Consider the following 15,945-nt stretch of genomic DNA (forward strand, 5'->3'; position numbering starts at 1 on the left):
CCAATAAGACTTTGGTTTGATGAAGTTTTCCATACTTTTCATTATATTTGAGAATGGTTATTAATTAAATATTTTTACCTAAATATAGGTTTAAAGGTTTATTTAACCAATTAATATTAAGGTCTTTTTACCCATTCTCCTTTAATGATAAACTCATTTTCTCTTTGAATGTCCAATTAACCAAGAAGATCCCTGTAAAAATCAGGCCCCCTCCTGCGTAGACATACCATTCCACGACTTCACCCAGCAGCACCCATCCTGTAAGCACGCCGAAAAATGGCGCGAGGAATAAGAAAGCACTCGTCTTCCCTGGATCGCCTTGATTGATCAAATAAAACCAAATCGCAAACTGAACGATTGAGGCCATGACTGCCAGCCATAAAATAATCGAAATCGATATCGGGGTGATCGTCAACTTCGGTGGTTCTAGCGTTAGGCCCATCAATAATAGGATGCTGCCTCCAAATAGCATTTGGTAAGCCGTCAGCACCCAGACATTGAAGCGGCTGCCCCATTGTTTGATCAGGATCGTCCCAATCGACCAAAACACAGCAGCACCCAAGCCGAATAGTGTTCCGACTGTCAGCTGCAGGTGGAAACCCAATGTGATGAACACTCCGAAAAACCCAACGAATGCGCCAATCCATTGAAGAAGTCTGTAACGGATCCCAAGAAACACCGTTCCCATCATAACGACCATTAATGGATTGGTAAACGTTAAAATCGACGACTCTCCAGCGGTAATCGTCCGTAAACTGAGGAAGATACAGCCCATAACGCCCGCAGTCTGCACCAAACCAATGATGAAAATTCTTCCCCAGTCAGTCAGCTCCTCTGGCTTAAGCTTTTTCCTTACAAGTACCGCCATCAGCAAACCGGCAATCGTGAATCTTAAACCAACCAATAATAATGGAGAGACATAGTTCAATCCAACCTTTCCGACGGTAAAAGAAGAGCCCATGAGAAAAGTAGTGACAACGACAAGTACAATGAACATGAATGGATGAAGTTTTGTTTTTTCCAAAACGGCCCCTCCCTTTTACAGAACTATATTCTGCTTAATGGTCAAGATTCCCTCTATGATTTTTTCATAAAAAAAGCTCAGAGATAGTCTCTAAGCTTCAGTATGTTCAGCTAGTTTCAAAAGCTGAAGTAAGTCTTCGCTTATGGAAAAAAATGAGCTTTGTTTGACTGTGTCTATAAATAGCTCCTTTAAATTGTCTGCAGATTCAGCCAAATGCTGAACTTTCATTTCATTTGGATAGGTAGAAAGGTAGGCTTTCACAAAATGCGGATCCATTGTTTCGTAGGCTTTAAACTGATGAAGTTTTTTACCCTCGTTCATTGCCTGCACTTGTAAGGTGTAGTCCCTCATCATTTCAAGCATTTTCAGTGAGTAGATGAAGTTATTCCGCCGCAGCTCTTTTTCCATTCTCAGAGCGCAATAAACAAAACCAAAAACCGCATCCTCATTTACTTCATACTTTAATGTACGATTATTAAATCGGTTTTCTTCCTTCTTCATTCTCTCAGATACAAATCCAGTTCTATCGACAATCACTTTCCAGAGAGGTGATTTGACTTTCAATGAATCCAGTGGAACGATCGATACATTGAATTCTAGAGAATTTTCCATGAAAGCAATTAAAAGATAGACATTCTCCCTTAATTGTTTTTCTTTGATGTAGACCGGATTGAATTCACCGAGCGTTTGCCGGACGAAGTCCTTGGTTATTTCCACATCCTCCGCATTAGAGGCAGCGATCATTAAATCAATATCGGAATATTCATCTTTATATCCAATGACCCCGGACCCCAGTTGAACAATCCCCTCCACCAAACTGGAGGGCTTCAACCTCTCGATCGTGTTATCAAAAAAAGTGTTTCGCTCCTCTGTCGTATACATTCCATTTCTCCTAATCTCTTTAAATATACAATTCCATTTCGATGTCATTTACAGGCAAAGCCCATCTTCCATATAAAAGCTACCGTCTTCGGATGCATGAAGCCAAATTCGCTTCCCTAAAACTAATTAAGTCGAATCTCATCGCTGGACTTCACATCTGCAAACCAGCGTAAAGTTCCGTTGTGATGATTGATGATTTGCTGGGCCGTTAGTTCATTTCCAGGCCACGTGCTATGTAAATCAGAAACTAAAGTAACCTTATATCCTTTGCTGAATGCGCTTCTGCATGTTGTATCCACACAAACCTCCGTTTGAATGCCAACGAGATAGAGATGTTCGATACCCTTTTCTTTTAACTCCTGGTCTAAGGTTGTTTTTAAAAAGGAGTCAGGTGTGGTTTTTTGAATAATTATATCTCCCTCTTCAGGACTAATATCTGAATGAATCTCCCATCCATGTGTCCCGTTTTCCAAGGGATATCCAGCCAATTCATTATGTTGGATATATAGTACTGGCATATTGGCCGAACGGACCTGCTTTATCAGTTCTTTGATACCTTGCAGCAGTCTGTTCCCATTGAAAACTTCCTCTCCTTCGAGGAACATCCCATTTTGAACATCGATGACAAGTAATGCTTTGTTTTTCATTCTTATTCTCCTATACTATGAAAGTAGTTTCTCCAGCTTCTTTACGGCGTTTTCACTGGCAACACGGTTAAAATGATTCAATAGGTATTCTCTTGCCATTTCCTCTTCCACGGTCTTGGCTTCGATATTATTTCTGCTAGCCCAAGAATCGTATGTTTCAAAGGATGTACTGCTCCAGCCATTCTTTTCGCCAACTGCATTTACTTTTTCCTTGATCCCCGAAATGACAATGTCCATTGTTCCTTGGAGCTCCACTAGGGCATTATCAAAAACCTTTTTATACTCTTTATCCCTTAAACCCGCTAAAGTCCTCAACTCTCGTGTATCGATGACCCCATTTTCACTAATAACCCGGTAGAGACTCAACGCTTCTTTCGATACATGTCCTTTTTGGTACCTGTCTTCAACTGTTTCATAGCTGCCAAGAATCGCCTTAAAACATGGTAAAAAATCACGCGAAATCAGGCTGGACTTTTTCTTCATGAATTTCCCATAGCCAGCAACGCCATCAACAGAAAACCTTGTCCTCCAAATCCATGGATCATATTCCGTATCCGAATGCCATGACTCTGGAGCAGTAATGGTGTTCAACGCCGGGAATTCAGGTACCAAAGGCGCGAGCGGGAGAAAGCCAACTTCCTCGATGACCTGAATCGCTTCTTCATAAGTCTTTATTTTGTAATACTTCAACTCAGACAGCTCCTTCAACTAATGGTCTACATTGTATTTCTATAACTAACCACCAATTCCCTCTCCATAAAAAGAAACACGGTACTTCATCCAGAAGCACCGTTAAAAATTCTCTTTGTTTTTTCAACCAGCACGCCATTTTCAATCGTGATCAGCCTTTCAGCCATATTCACAAACAAGCCATTTTCAACCACGCCTGGAATCATATTCAACTGCCTTTCCAGTTCCACAGGTGATTCAATCTGTTTAAAATCGCAGTCTAGAATATAGTTCCCATTGTCAGTGATGAATGGCTGGTTTCCATTTAGTCTTAATTTCGGTTCACAGCCAAGCTCGGCAATTTTTTGCGAGGTCATTTTGGCTCCAAACGTTACGATCTCAACCGGCAGCGAGAAGGCTCCTAATTTCACCGATCCTTTGGATGAATCTGCGATGACAATGAAAGTAGAAGCAGCATTGGCGATGATTTTTTCCCTTAGCAGCGCTCCTCCCCCGCCTTTAATCAAGTTCAAATCAGCGTCAAACTCATCCGCTCCATCAATCGCGACATCAATCTGTTTCACATCTTTAAAATCTACCAACATGATTCCTTGCTCCACAGCTAGCGCGGCAGTTTGCTCCGATGTCGGGATACCTTTTATGTTTAGACCCTTTCTCACTAACTCGCCTAATTTTTTGATCGTATAATAAGCGGTTGATCCTGTTCCCAATCCAACCACCATTCCATCACTAATATATTCAACCGTCTTTTCACCAACCAGTTGTTTTTCATTCACTATGATCACTCCTGCATCTTCTTGTGCAACCAACTAACGCCGATATTCTACCCAAAAAAGGATCAGCTAATCTTCTTTTATGCAATATCTGACCAACCAGCAAGTTTTACTACGTATAGAACTCATCTATGGAACCTTTTTCTGTCTCAAACAGCAATTCGGGCTTATAGAACTTTTCTATGAGACTTTTTTTGGCTCATACATGCGTTTAGGGCTTATAGAATTTTTCTATGGGACCTTTTTCCGCTCGAACATGTATTTTGGGCTTATAGAATTTTTCTATGGGACCTTTCTCCGCTCAAACATGCGTTTCGGGCTTATAGAATTTTTCTATGGGACCTTTTTCCGCTCAAACATGTATTTCGGGCTTATAGAATTTTTCTATGGGATCTTTCTCCGCTCAAACATGTATTTCGGGCTTATAGAACTTGGCTATGTGACCTTTCTCTGGCTCTTACTCCATCTTCGAAGTGATAGAAACCTCCTATCTGACTTCTTCCACCTCCACAGCGACAATATCTTCGAACTTCATTGCCACTGCACTCCCATCCGCCGCTACCATCCGTACCTCCTTCCTGATTGGGTCAAGATAATGGACGTGGCCTCTCTCTTCATATGTAAATCCATCATCCCACTTTGTAATCTTCACTGGATATGTATATTCCATAGCGTAGCAAATTCTGTTTTCCAGCTCTTCGATTTCGTATTCATCCAGCAGCGGCCTGGCTTTCCGGAGTTCTTCACGTGCCAGTTCGCGCAGCAAGGATCGATGCTCCGGCATGAAGTGTGCGGGCATAAACTTGATTTTCCCTCTATCTCTGATTCTCATGCTGACCATCCTTTCGGGAGTAGTTACAGCTATTATATCCCGAACAGATGTTCGTAAACTATACAAATTTTATTTTTTCATTAAAAAAGACCAGCCTATTAGCCAGTCCAGTTACGCAATAACCTCATGGTATTTAAAATAAGTCGAGAGTTTGGAATCGACATGATCTTTCCATCCATCTAAAGGAACATTCAGTGTCTTTAATATTTTATAGGCGTGGACCCAGGCGCTCATTTCTGCGGTAATCCTATAGGACCAGTCATTCAGCCATTTTTCATAATCAAGCTCTTCATTGACGAAGTCTATTAAATGGCCAATCTCATGGGCAAAAGCATAAATATTTTCCAAAGTGGTCGATAAAGGAATCGTTATAGACATGTTAGGATTAAAATTGATTTTTTTCTTGGAATCGTAAATCACTCTGCAATTCAACTTCTCCGCCTCTTCTACTAAACGTAAAAAAGTACCGTACGTAACCATACCATTTTCCCCTTTGTTTAATAGTTTTTCTATCTATTATATACATTTTTGACAAAACGTATACCCTTTATTCTGAATATTCAGAAATTATAACTGATGAAACTTTGCAGTTAGGACATCTTTTTCCAGCATAACATGATAAAAGGGATCTTTACTTGGAGGGTGAATATCATGAAAATCCATGTGGTTAAAACTGGAGATAGCCTTTGGCGCATATCACAGAATTACCGAACAGACATGAATCAAATCATTTTAGTGAATGAGCTTGATGACCCGAATGTTTTGGTTGTCGGGCAATCGCTTGTGATCCCTGAAACGAATCGCGAATATATAGTGCAGCAGGGAGATAATTTATGGGCGATTGCTTCTCGTTATGGGGTAACAGTTCAGGAGCTGGCAAGTCACAATAACATTTCAAATCCGTCTTTAATCTTTGTTGGGCAAATGCTTCAGATTCCATATTTCTCTCATACCATTCAATCTGGTGAAACGCTCTGGTCGATTGCCCAACTGTACCGCGTTACAGTTAACCAAATCTCCCAGGCAAATGGGATTTCAAATCCAGCCCTCATTTATCCTGGGCGTGTACTGAGAATCCCTGGGCCATCTAAACCTGCCATTGAAGTAAATGCCTATATTACTCGGATGAATGAATCAGGCCGTCTGGAGGCCCTCAAACTGGGATCACACTTTACCTATCTCGCCCCATTTTCTTATGGAATGGGCGAAGACGGTTCTCTCCTTAATTTGCAGGATTCCGTTGTGCTCCAGGCCGCAGGACCAACCAATACCTCTCCTTTGCTGACAATCACAAATGTCGCTGATGGATCGTTCAGCTCTGACCGGGCAGCTGCCGTGCTTAGGAATCCGGCGGTGCAGGATACATTACTGACCAATATCCTCGCTAAAATGAAGGAAAAAGGCTATACCGGACTGAATATTGATTTCGAATATGTCTATCCTGAAGACCGGGAAAATTACAATAACTTTTTACGAAAAGCGGTTGCACGCATGCATCCACAGGGCTATACGGTCTCGACTGCCCTCGCACCGAAACAGAGAGCCGACCAGGAAGGCCTGCTATATGAAGCACATGATTATGATGCCCATGGAGAGATAGTCGATTTCGTTGTCATCATGACGTATGAATGGGGCTGGTCCGGTGGGAGACCATGGGCGATTGCACCGTTAAACGAAGTTAGAAAAGTACTCGATTATGCCGTAACTGCTATTCCTTCAGAAAAAATCATGATGGGTGTGCCGTTATACGGAAGAGACTGGCGGATCCCCTGGGTACAGGGAACCTATGCGAAAACAGTCAGTCCAAAAGCTGCAGTGAACCTCGCCGCCCAATACGGTGTGAACATCGAATATCATAACACCTATCAATCACCATTTTTCCGCTATACAGACGCAGAGGGACAGCAGCACGAAGTCTGGTACGAAGATGCCCGAAGTGTTCAAGCCAAATATAACACGGTGAAAGAATACGGATTACGCGGCGTAAGCTTCTGGGTGCTTGGAGTCCCTTTCCCGCAAAACTGGCCAGTGCTTCAAAATAATTTTAGAGCTAAAAAGCTATAAAGAAAAAATCCTGCGATTAGAATGGTCGCAGGATTTTTATATACCATCAAAAACCGACCTTACGAGGAATCTGAACAAAATGAAAAGCACCCTGAACGGAAAAATGATCAACTCTGGAATCCAAAACAGCACATCAAACACAAAATCCCAAAAATTATAACTTCCATCCTGCTTCTTCATCCTTCTTTTTTCTGCCCGTTTTTCTACTAACATCGTCTAGCTCCTCCCGCAAGTATGTAAAGATTATTTATTATAACACCCTTCACAAATGATTTTACCCTCATACTGAAGAAAAGCTTTGATCTCCGTCATCCCCCTCGCGTCCGGGTATCTCATCTTAACGTAAATTTCCTGTATTTCTTTCTCGCATTCCGAGCACTGCGGCGTGATTTTAAACATGAAGATCACCTCGATTTTTAATACGTTTTTAAAGCGTAATTGTTTCAGCTTTTTTATGAAAAAAATGAACCAGCTAATCCTGCCAGGTGTCCGACCGGTATTATATCTGCTCGAACTGGTATTACCTTGCTAAAACCAAGTATCTGCTTCAGGTAATAATTCCGATGCAGCCGTTAATAAAATTTGTTCCAACCGGTATATTTGCACCAGCCGTTGATCTATTTGCTATTACCGTTGATATCTTTGCTCCAACCGTTTATATATTTACTCTAACCGTTGATATATTCACTCCAACCGTTGATATTTTTGCTCCAACCGTTGATATTTTTGCTCTAACCGAGAAATAATCTGTTCCAACCTTTATTATATTTACTCTTACCGTAAAAAAATCTGTCCCAATCGGTATTATTTTGGATTGAATTGTATGAAAACGACTTTTACCGATAGTTCTATCTAATAAAATACAAAAACCCCGACCGAATTGGCCAGGGTCTTACATCCTAATATATATCCTGCCTAATAAACACAGCAAATGAAACAATCAAAGCTGCAATCCCCCAGATGGTTAATACCAAAAGCGAAAATCCAAGTGTCATCCCTTCAATTGGCGGTGCCTGGCCTGAAAGGTAGCCGGTTAAATTCAAGTTGATCATGAACAGGTATTTTGCCGATTCCCAGGAAGATACCATACTGCTCAATATTGCTCCAGAAATAAGGGCAGCGAGCATTACACCCATCCCAGCTGGTGTATTTCTGATCAATACTGACAGCATGAATGTGATTGTACCGACGATTAGCGCCACGAACCATACTAGACTGAACTCCATCAGCAGATACTGCCATTGTGGAATCATTTGCACAGTGTTAGTGTTCAACTCATTTCCCTCTACATTGAACCCCGTTATTACGGGTGCTGTCCAGCCCTGATAGCCGAAAATCAGACCTGAAATCAAATAGGACAGTAAACCGAAAAGCACGACGATGACCGAAACGGATAGAATCAGAGTGATATATTTGCTCATCAAGACCCTCCAGCGTTTCACCGGCCTTGTCAGCAATAATTTTACCGTTCCGGCACTTCGCTCTGATGACACCATGTCTGCGGCCACCACCATCACCATCAAGGGAAGGAAAAGATTGATTGAGTGCTCAGCGAACGTCCGCACAAAGGTCGGCGCGCCAGGTTCCATTGGATTAACGTCGTTATCTAAGTAGTATTGCTGCTGCTGGATTCGCAGCTGGAGCTCGCTCTTCCATTCATCACTAATCCCGCTGCTCGTAATCCTGTTTTGCGTGTCGATGATTTGCTGCTGCAATGTTGTGCGCCAATCGACATCTCCAAATCGCTCCAGCCTTCTCTCAATTTCTCTGAACTGCGAATATGTAAAGAGAGCAACAAGCACAGCAATGATTCCCGCAACAACAAGGATTCTTTTCTTGCGGACGATTTTGAGCATTTCATTTTTAACGAGGTTAATCAATCGATTCACCCCCAGTGAGTTCTAGGAAAAGATCTTCAAGTGCCGGAAGTTTTCTGTTCATTTCTTTCACTTCGACGCCTTTTTCAACCAGCAGGCGATTCCAGGAAGAAGCTGCATTTTCAATATAAGGAGTAATCAGCGCCCCATCTGGCCCCTCCACGACACTAGTAACCTCACTCAAAATGTCTTTCGCTGTCTCACGCGGTTCGACTTGCCAGATGACCCTTTCCTGCATCGCTAAAAGGTTTTCTACATAGTCGACTTTAATGACGGCACCCTTGGAAATGATCGCGACACGATCACACATGAGTTGAATTTCACTAAGGAGATGGCTGGATACAAGAACGGTAAGACCCTCTTCCTCAGCGAGATACCTAATGAAATTTCGCATTTCTCTGATCCCCATCGGATCAAGCCCATTTGTCGGCTCATCCAAAATCAGCACTTTAGGTTTTCCGAGCAATGCCTGGGCGATACCGAGGCGCTGTCTCATTCCCAGGGAGTAAGTTTTTACCTGGTCATGAATACGTTCATTCAGGCGAACAAGATCAACAACGTATTCCATATATGCTCGGTCGACTTCAGGTAGCATCCTCGCAAAGTGTTCAAGATTCTCCCAGCCAGTTAAATAAGAATACAATTCTGGATTTTCAACAATGCAGCCCATTTGAGACATTGCCTTGGTGAAATTTTTTCTAACGTTGTACCCGCCGATTTCGATAGAACCGGAGCTTGGTTTTATCAATCCTACAAGCATCCTGATCGTTGTCGTTTTTCCAGCTCCGTTCGGTCCAAGAAATCCAAAAACTTCGCCTCTTTTTAAATCAAAGTCGAGTCCTTTGATGATTTCCTTTTTACCGATCGTCTTCCTAAGGCCTTTGACAGAAAGCGTGATATCACTCATTGTTCTCCCCCCCTTACCATGTGATCAAAGATGCAACCCGTTCCGCGATAAGCCTGTAGCCTTCCGCATTCGGGTGGAATTTATCTGTGTATAAATAGTCATTCACACTCAGCTGGAATAAATCGAAAGTAGGCACATAAATCGCCTGCTTCTGCTGATCGAGCAGCTTGTTTGTTTCGTAATTCCAGTCGCGGACGATTTTCGTTGTCTGCTCAGAATCATTCAAATCAATGAACGGATTATACAAACCGATATGGAAGATGGCAGCATGATCGTTTAATGATCTAAGTTCCACCAAAACAGCCTGCAGATTTTTCAAATAGCTCTCTCTAGCTTGAGTAATCTTTTTTTCATCCATGTCAACAAATGCCTGTCCACTTTGAAAGAGATCGTTTCCGCCAATCGTAATTAGTATGTAGTCAGCATTCTTAATTTGTCTTTGGATCTCACTTTGTTTAACTTGATTTAAAAGTTGATTCGAACGGTACCCTTTGACTCCGAAGTTGTGCAGAGTGATTTTTTCTTTAGATTTCTCCTCAAGCTCATCAACCAAATATCCAATATACCCTTTTCCGCTATCATCCCCGGTCCCTCGGGTCAGTGAATCCCCCAAGGCAACGACCACTTTACCATCTTTCTTGGATGCCTCTTTCTCAGGCTTCGCTTTTTCAATGACTTCAGCAGCACCATTACTGAAAAATTGATTCTGAATCGTCCAACCGAGACCGAACATCATCAATAAAAATGAAAGCACTGAAAAAATCAGCGTCATTTGAACAGAATACTTCCTCACCTGACCACTCCCTGTTCCACTAATTGGTAAGCTTTATTTTATAATAATTTTCCGGTTAATAAAAATGATAATACTATGACAATGTGCTGTAATCGAAATTGGGAATTTTCGTTCATAATTTCCAATTCGCTATAAAAAAGTGATTTTCGCAATAAAAAGTTGATTTTCGCTATAAATTTCATTTTTTCGCTATAAAATCAAATCCGAACCTTCTTAAACGCAAAAAAGCGCGCAGCTGCAATGCTGTTCGCGCTTTTTAGATAGCAAATGAGTGATTCCCAATTGTTTTGACTACATCACGAGTGAAAATCCAATCACTTGTTGCTGTATCAGGGTTAAAAAAATATAGACAATCTACATTATTTTCATTTTCCAGTGCATCTTCCACTGCTTCAATTGCTTCTGGATCTGCGGGCTCTTGAATTGCTCCATTTTGGACTGGTTCAAATGCATTTTTTTGATAAATGACTTCTTTTACAGTGTCTGGGAATTGCTCATGCTCGACGCGGTTAAGCACAACTTCTGCCACCGCTACTTTTCCTTCATATGGCTCACCTTTCGCTTCCGCGTGGACCAGGCGAGCAAGCAGCTTCACTTCTTCTTCCTTTATAAATCGTTTATCAGTCAAAGAAGATTCCTTCGTATTGTCATCAACTTTTTTCGTTTTTAAAGTATCAACAGTCTGATTCGTTTTCGTTGTTTCTGCAAAAACTGTATAAGAACCAATTAGTAAAAGTGCGGTAGTGACTAACAAGATTATTTTTTTCAATGTAAACCTCCTGTTTATTTTATTAGTAAGCAACAGGCCCTATAATAGGCTAACAGGTTTACAAGCAGAACACACTAGTTAATCACTGGCAGGATTCTAAAGTAATGCCAACAAGGGTAAAAACTGTAATTATTATTATTTAATAAAAAGAGCACTTAAACTCTTCAACGTGTGAATTCTCGCAGTTAAGATGAATAACTCTGCATAGTTGTGTTTCACAAATTCATCAATGATACACAACCCCTTCCAAAAGCGGCCTACCAGCAAAAGCGTGTATTTTTCATTCCAATCAAACATATTGATCCTCAAAAGTTCATCAGCCAGCGATTGAAATTTGTACTCCTCCACCCATAGTTTGACTTGATACAATTTATCATGATTTAAAATCAAACCCGTTTTCTGGTTATGACATTTTTGAACAAAATCGGCAAAAGCCTTGATATTTTCCGCCAGCAGGTTTGCTTTTTGCATTTCGAAGTTCAAATCCACTCGCCTCCCTTAAAACAAAATATGTTTTAATTAGGAGTTTTAATACAAATCCAGGACAATAGTCTGTTTTAAAACTACTAATCTATATTTATAATTATACATGTTGTTGAATTTTTATATAAAAGGAGGACATTACTATGAAAAAATCTATTTGGACTATGGTGACCATTTTCGTTCTATTAATCTCAACTGCAGCAAGTGCTTCTGCCTATTCACCATCTTTAGTACATAAGACAGGAACTATGGCATACGAACATACTAAGTATCTATCTGAGGAAATTGGAAGCCGTGTATACGGAACTGAAGGAGAAAGTTTGGCAAAAGTTTATATCGAACAGCAATTTGAGCAAATGGGATATACCCCATCCATTCAGGAGTTTCATTTTACAAGAAGAGGAACAACTTTTGAATCTGCAAATGTGATTGCATACAAACAAGGAAAATCCGATAAACAAATCATTGTTGGCGCCCATTATGATTCAGTCGCTGCCGGCAAAGGTGCTGATGATAACGCATCTGGCGTTGGCGTGATGCTCGAAGTCGCTGAGGTGCTGAAAAAGGTTTCAACTCCATACTCGATCGTCTTCATCGCTTTTGGCGCTGAGGAAGGCGGATTGAACGGATCAAATCATTATGCAAGTCAAATGTCAGAAGAAGAAGTTAAAAATACAATCGGAATGATCAACCTCGACAGCCTTGCAGTCGGTGACAAAATGTATGTACACGGCAGTGCTGGTGAGGCAGGCTTCATCCGTGAACAAGCTTTGAACATCGCTGAAAAGAAGAAACTTGATATCGGCATGAATCCTGGCCTTCACCCGGATTATCCAGCAGGAACAACAGGTGATTGGAGCGACCACGCACCCTTTAACAAACTGGGAATTCCCTTCGCTTACTTTGAATCTACGAACTGGGAAATTGGCGACTTGGATGGCTATGAACAGACTGAAGAGTACGGCGGTGTTTGGCACACTAAGAATGACACACTCGCCTTCATAGAAACTGCCTATCCTGGCCGAATCCAGGAACGCCTGACCAGCTACAGCCAGGTCCTCTCAGAGTTATTGAAGTTTTTCGGTAAAACTAGCACATCAAAATAATACAAAGAAACCGCTCTGGAGTCATCCATGAGCGGTTTTATTCTATATATTCAGCCATTTTCTTCAGCAATACACCAGAATCCTCAGCCGTCACATATTCCCCATTCACCACTGCATATGGAGACATGCGGCATTCCTTGCACCTGCTCTGGCATTCATATTCCTTATACGTCACATTCTTGCGGCTCAAAAATTCATTATAAGAAGCATAATTCTCTTCCTGTAAAAACTGCTCAAGATTCCGCTGGCAGAATTCGATTTTCGCTTTCTTCTTTTTGGAGAAAAGCTTTTGAATCATATTCATGAATTAAACTTCCTTTACCGAATAAGTCCGTTGTAAAAAACGATCCAAAATGATGTTGCCAAAAGGTATAAACGCCACTGCGAACGCACTGACCACCCAAATAAACGACCATCTAACTTTATACGTAGTATATACAATCATGAGCACATACAAAATGAAAAACAAACCATGCAAAGAACTCACTAGACGCACAGCCTCGGGAATCCCTGCCCAATACTTAAGCGGCATTGCAATGAATAATAGAATTAACAATGACGCACCCTCTATTAAACCCATCGTGCGAAATTTGCCAATCGTTGTTTTACGCATATGTTACACCTCTTTTCAACATAAAGAATTATAACATTGAAAGTGGATCTCTATAAACACATAAATCTTTACTATAATAAAACTCAGGTTTGAGAATTCCCTGAGTGGTGAATATGTATAGGCAGCCCTCTCCACTTTGACTCGGAGAGAAAAAACGAATGGTTTCAGGGAATCTATCATTTTGGCTCAAATAAAGAGAAAGATTGTTAAGAGAATTTCAAACAACTGTAACATAATATTCCAAGGAATGAAATCTGATTATGGGATAATGGCTACTTCAAGTTATACATTGAAATCTATTAAAAATTACTAGTTATGCTCATTTTTTCAGTCTAGGTGGTGCAAATTTTGACAAGTAAAAAAAGGAAAAGAATAAGATGGAGGAGAGTATTTAGCGCCCTTCTACTAATAGGAATCTTTTTGGTCGGGCTTTTCAATACAGTTCAGTACATAGAAAACGGTATAAAAGCATTTAACAAGCCACTTAAAAATGTAGAAGCAAAACACTCGTTTCAGGGAGAGAAGAATAAAATTGATTCAATCAATGTCCTTTTACTTGGAAGTGACACTCGAGGAGAAAAACAATCTCGGACAGACACGATCATGGTTGCACATTATAATCCAAAAACCAATAAGGTAATGTTAATTTCACTAATGCGTGATATGTACGTCTCGATCCCTGAACATGGACAGCAAAAATTAAATGCTGCCTATACTTATGGAGGCCCAGAATTATTAAGGAAAACCATTAAGTTGAATCTCGGACTAAATATTCACCACTATGCCATTGTTGATTTTAAAGGATTCCAAAAAGCAGTAGATATCCTCGCTCCCAATGGAATACAAGTAGATATACCATACGAGATGTCTGATGGTATAGGAATGACATTAGAGAAAGGTCAGCAGCAGCTGCATGGTGAAGAACTGTTAGGATATGTCCGCTTCCGCCAGGACCGTTTAAGTGACTTCGGACGGGTACAAAGGCAGCAAGAAGTGATTACAAAATTGAAAGACGAAGCTGTAAGTATAGAAAGTGTAGGGAAACTCCCTGAATTGTTGAAGCTTTTAAATACATATGTCGATACAGATATCGACACCTCCACACTTTTAACAATCGGAAAAGACCTTTTGACAAACAAAACCCAGGATATCCAGACTTTAAGAATCCCTGAAGATGGCAGCTTTACAAATGAACGTTATGAAGACATAGGTGAAGTTCTAGAAGTCGACTTGGATGAGAATAGAAGAACACTTAATGAGTTTTTAGATAGTTAAAACCTATGCTTTGATGCCAATGAAAGCATAAACCTTATTTAAATCACAAAAAACCGCACGAGTGAATTCACCGTGCGGTTTAGTATGTGTAGTTGGCGAGACCGCCAGGGAAGAACTTTTTTGATATCCTAAAGACAGAGCTTCTCTACTTCCAGGAATTCGACAATATTGAGTATTTAATAAAGTAACTAAACGACTATATCGGTTACTACAACAATAAGAGAACGAAACAAAAGTAAAAGGACATGAGTCCAGTAGAATATCAAACTCATGTCCAACACCATCGCTAAAATAAGTGTCTAACTTTTGGTTCCCTTCATTTATAGGCTCCTTTTTATTGTCCTAGATTTTCTATTCTATTTAATAAATTTGTTACTTCATTAACCGTATTAAATATTTGTGAGTTTTCTAACTTATCCAATGCCAAATGTCCGTTTTGTAACACTTCATTTATCTCAGCAAGTAATAGCTCATTTTTTACAACTAATTCTTGATGTATGTCTTTTGCTATGGAAGGGACATCCTTAATTTTAATAAAGTCCTCTATATCTTGCTTAAGAGTTACCAATTTAGTTTCGAGTTCTTTCTGTCTCTCTAAATCATTGGCAGCACTCTCGATCAATTGAGGAGCTTCTTCTGCAAAACCATTCAATCTATTTATATGGTCAGTAGCTTGATTTACATAATCAATTGATTCATTAACTTCACCTAGAAATGAACATGCGCTTAGAATCATTGAGACTGCAATTATAAAAAGCAAATGTAATTTTTTCATACCCGGACCTCCTTCCTTAAATTGCTTTCCATATGTCATACGAAGCAAAATCAAGAAAGGTTTCAGTTCTCAAAATAATTATAAATAAACATCGTTTTTATCCTAAAATTCATCCTAAAAGAAAAAGCCCCTTTGCAGGAGCTGAACCTTCTATCTTTGTTTTACAAATTTCTTATATGCTATGTATGCAACAGCAATTACTGCCAAAATCAAAAGTACTTTCATGATAAATGAAAATCCCCCATCCTTTTATGTCTCTTATGTTAATACCCCATTGGAAAAATAAAAAACCTCAGTAAGAGATTGTATAAAAAAATCCACCCTTCTTTTACAGAAATTAGTGGATTTATAGTATACCGACACTCGGTCACACTAGGATTATGTGATTTTCCGAAAAAACAATTATTACTTTATCAAAACATATCACGATACAAA

20 protein-coding genes are annotated in these 15,945 nt (G+C 40.2%); 4 read left to right on the forward strand and 16 right to left on the reverse strand.

What is annotated here, in order from left to right; genetic code table 11:
* Positions 1 to 127: 127 nt before the first annotated feature.
* The 7 genes from M3204_RS16695 to M3204_RS16725 all read right to left on the reverse strand — a co-directional run bounded on the left by M3204_RS16695 (position 128) and on the right by M3204_RS16725 (position 5,328).
* Complete coding sequence (locus M3204_RS16695) at positions 128 to 997, reverse strand: DMT family transporter (protein WP_251484707.1); 870 nt, start codon at positions 995 to 997, stop codon at positions 128 to 130.
* Positions 998 to 1,114: 117 nt separating this feature from the next.
* On the reverse strand, positions 1,115 to 1,906 hold the full coding sequence (locus tag M3204_RS16700; protein WP_251484283.1) for an aminoglycoside 6-adenylyltransferase: 792 nt from the start codon (positions 1,904 to 1,906) through the stop codon (positions 1,115 to 1,117).
* Between the two features lie 122 nt (positions 1,907 to 2,028).
* On the reverse strand, positions 2,029 to 2,553 hold the full coding sequence (locus M3204_RS16705; RefSeq protein WP_251484285.1) for a cysteine hydrolase family protein: 525 nt from the start codon (positions 2,551 to 2,553) through the stop codon (positions 2,029 to 2,031).
* Between the two features lie 15 nt (positions 2,554 to 2,568).
* On the reverse strand, positions 2,569 to 3,243 hold the full coding sequence (locus M3204_RS16710; protein WP_251484290.1) for an AlkZ-related protein: 675 nt from the start codon (positions 3,241 to 3,243) through the stop codon (positions 2,569 to 2,571).
* Between the two features lie 86 nt (positions 3,244 to 3,329).
* Entirely contained in the window at positions 3,330 to 4,019 is a 690-nt protein-coding gene (gene rpiA, locus M3204_RS16715; RefSeq protein ID WP_251484313.1) for a ribose-5-phosphate isomerase RpiA, read from the reverse strand.
* A 484-nt stretch (positions 4,020 to 4,503) separates the two neighbouring features.
* Complete coding sequence (locus M3204_RS16720) at positions 4,504 to 4,848, reverse strand: YolD-like family protein (protein ID WP_251484315.1); 345 nt, start codon at positions 4,846 to 4,848, stop codon at positions 4,504 to 4,506.
* A gap of 111 nt (positions 4,849 to 4,959) precedes the next feature.
* Positions 4,960 to 5,328, reverse strand: coding sequence for a hypothetical protein (locus tag M3204_RS16725; RefSeq protein ID WP_251484317.1), 369 nt, complete (start codon positions 5,326 to 5,328; stop codon positions 4,960 to 4,962).
* A gap of 171 nt (positions 5,329 to 5,499) precedes the next feature.
* On the opposite strand from M3204_RS16725, the gene M3204_RS16730 reads away from it, so the two are divergent.
* Entirely contained in the window at positions 5,500 to 6,912 is a 1,413-nt protein-coding gene (locus M3204_RS16730) for a LysM peptidoglycan-binding domain-containing protein (protein WP_251484330.1), read from the forward strand.
* A 36-nt stretch (positions 6,913 to 6,948) separates the two neighbouring features.
* Here M3204_RS16730 and M3204_RS16735 read toward each other — a convergent pair whose 3' ends face one another.
* On the reverse strand, positions 6,949 to 7,125 hold the full coding sequence (locus M3204_RS16735; protein WP_251484333.1) for a hypothetical protein: 177 nt from the start codon (positions 7,123 to 7,125) through the stop codon (positions 6,949 to 6,951).
* A gap of 350 nt (positions 7,126 to 7,475) precedes the next feature.
* Between M3204_RS16735 and M3204_RS16745 the strand changes: the two genes are divergently transcribed.
* Entirely contained in the window at positions 7,476 to 7,658 is a 183-nt protein-coding gene (locus M3204_RS16745) for a hypothetical protein (protein ID WP_251484339.1), read from the forward strand.
* 153 nt (positions 7,659 to 7,811) lie between these two features.
* Here the strand turns inward: M3204_RS16745 and M3204_RS16750 are convergent, their stop codons facing one another.
* The 5 genes from M3204_RS16750 to M3204_RS16770 form a co-directional block, all read right to left on the reverse strand.
* Positions 7,812 to 8,792: an ABC transporter permease gene (locus tag M3204_RS16750; protein ID WP_251484342.1), complete on the reverse strand. Its 981-nt coding sequence runs from the start codon at positions 8,790 to 8,792 to the stop codon at positions 7,812 to 7,814.
* Positions 8,785 to 9,696 (reverse strand): ABC transporter ATP-binding protein, encoded by a 912-nt coding sequence (locus M3204_RS16755; protein ID WP_251484344.1) that lies wholly within the window; start codon positions 9,694 to 9,696, stop codon positions 8,785 to 8,787. The genes M3204_RS16750 and M3204_RS16755 overlap by 8 nt, the downstream gene beginning before the upstream one ends.
* Positions 9,697 to 9,709: 13 nt before the next feature.
* Complete coding sequence (locus tag M3204_RS16760; RefSeq protein WP_251484347.1) at positions 9,710 to 10,489, reverse strand: SGNH/GDSL hydrolase family protein; 780 nt, start codon at positions 10,487 to 10,489, stop codon at positions 9,710 to 9,712.
* Between the two features lie 256 nt (positions 10,490 to 10,745).
* Entirely contained in the window at positions 10,746 to 11,258 is a 513-nt protein-coding gene (locus M3204_RS16765; RefSeq protein WP_285857014.1) for a cell wall hydrolase, read from the reverse strand.
* A gap of 135 nt (positions 11,259 to 11,393) precedes the next feature.
* On the reverse strand, positions 11,394 to 11,747 hold the full coding sequence (locus M3204_RS16770) for a hypothetical protein (protein WP_251484350.1): 354 nt from the start codon (positions 11,745 to 11,747) through the stop codon (positions 11,394 to 11,396).
* A 137-nt stretch (positions 11,748 to 11,884) separates the two neighbouring features.
* On the opposite strand from M3204_RS16770, the gene M3204_RS16775 reads away from it, so the two are divergent.
* A complete protein-coding gene (locus M3204_RS16775) occupies positions 11,885 to 12,847 on the forward strand; it encodes a M20/M25/M40 family metallo-hydrolase (protein ID WP_251484353.1) in 963 nt (320 codons plus the stop codon).
* 37 nt (positions 12,848 to 12,884) lie between these two features.
* On the opposite strand, the gene M3204_RS16780 is transcribed toward M3204_RS16775, so the two are convergent.
* Together M3204_RS16780 and M3204_RS16785 are read right to left on the reverse strand one after the other, a co-directional pair.
* The gene (locus tag M3204_RS16780; RefSeq protein ID WP_251484356.1) at positions 12,885 to 13,151 is read right to left on the reverse strand and encodes a DUF1450 domain-containing protein; all 267 of its coding nucleotides are present in this window, start codon (positions 13,149 to 13,151) and stop codon (positions 12,885 to 12,887) included.
* 3 nt (positions 13,152 to 13,154) lie between these two features.
* Positions 13,155 to 13,460: a DUF3817 domain-containing protein gene (locus tag M3204_RS16785; RefSeq protein ID WP_251484358.1), complete on the reverse strand. Its 306-nt coding sequence runs from the start codon at positions 13,458 to 13,460 to the stop codon at positions 13,155 to 13,157.
* A gap of 348 nt (positions 13,461 to 13,808) precedes the next feature.
* Between M3204_RS16785 and M3204_RS16790 the strand changes: the two genes are divergently transcribed.
* The gene (locus M3204_RS16790; protein ID WP_251484373.1) at positions 13,809 to 14,735 is read left to right on the forward strand and encodes an LCP family protein; all 927 of its coding nucleotides are present in this window, start codon (positions 13,809 to 13,811) and stop codon (positions 14,733 to 14,735) included.
* Between the two features lie 334 nt (positions 14,736 to 15,069).
* Here M3204_RS16790 and M3204_RS16795 read toward each other — a convergent pair whose 3' ends face one another.
* A complete protein-coding gene (locus M3204_RS16795) occupies positions 15,070 to 15,510 on the reverse strand; it encodes a DUF6376 family protein (RefSeq protein WP_251484377.1) in 441 nt (146 codons plus the stop codon).
* Positions 15,511 to 15,945: the final 435 nt, after the last annotated feature.

The sequence above is a fragment of the Mesobacillus subterraneus genome (genome assembly GCF_023715485.1).
In the GTDB taxonomy this organism is placed as follows: domain Bacteria; phylum Bacillota; class Bacilli; order Bacillales; family Cytobacillaceae; genus Mesobacillus; species Mesobacillus subterraneus_B.

Coding starts and splice junctions, on each gene's coding strand:
- M3204_RS16695 (WP_251484707.1), bottom strand. CDS start 997: ATGTTCATTGTACTTGTCGTTGTCACTACTTTTCTCATGGGCTCTTCT.
- M3204_RS16700 (WP_251484283.1), bottom strand. CDS start 1,906: ATGTATACGACAGAGGAGCGAAACACTTTTTTTGATAACACGATCGAG.
- M3204_RS16705 (WP_251484285.1), bottom strand. CDS start 2,553: ATGAAAAACAAAGCATTACTTGTCATCGATGTTCAAAATGGGATGTTC.
- M3204_RS16720 (WP_251484315.1), bottom strand. CDS start 4,848: ATGAGAATCAGAGATAGAGGGAAAATCAAGTTTATGCCCGCACACTTC.
- M3204_RS16725 (WP_251484317.1), bottom strand. CDS start 5,328: ATGGTTACGTACGGTACTTTTTTACGTTTAGTAGAAGAGGCGGAGAAG.
- M3204_RS16730 (WP_251484330.1), top strand. CDS start 5,500: ATGAAAATCCATGTGGTTAAAACTGGAGATAGCCTTTGGCGCATATCA.
- M3204_RS16735 (WP_251484333.1), bottom strand. CDS start 7,125: ATGTTAGTAGAAAAACGGGCAGAAAAAAGAAGGATGAAGAAGCAGGAT.
- M3204_RS16745 (WP_251484339.1), top strand. CDS start 7,476: ATGCAGCCGTTAATAAAATTTGTTCCAACCGGTATATTTGCACCAGCC.
- M3204_RS16755 (WP_251484344.1), bottom strand. CDS start 9,696: ATGAGTGATATCACGCTTTCTGTCAAAGGCCTTAGGAAGACGATCGGT.
- M3204_RS16775 (WP_251484353.1), top strand. CDS start 11,885: ATGAAAAAATCTATTTGGACTATGGTGACCATTTTCGTTCTATTAATC.
- M3204_RS16780 (WP_251484356.1), bottom strand. CDS start 13,151: ATGAATATGATTCAAAAGCTTTTCTCCAAAAAGAAGAAAGCGAAAATC.
- M3204_RS16785 (WP_251484358.1), bottom strand. CDS start 13,460: ATGCGTAAAACAACGATTGGCAAATTTCGCACGATGGGTTTAATAGAG.
- M3204_RS16795 (WP_251484377.1), bottom strand. CDS start 15,510: ATGAAAAAATTACATTTGCTTTTTATAATTGCAGTCTCAATGATTCTA.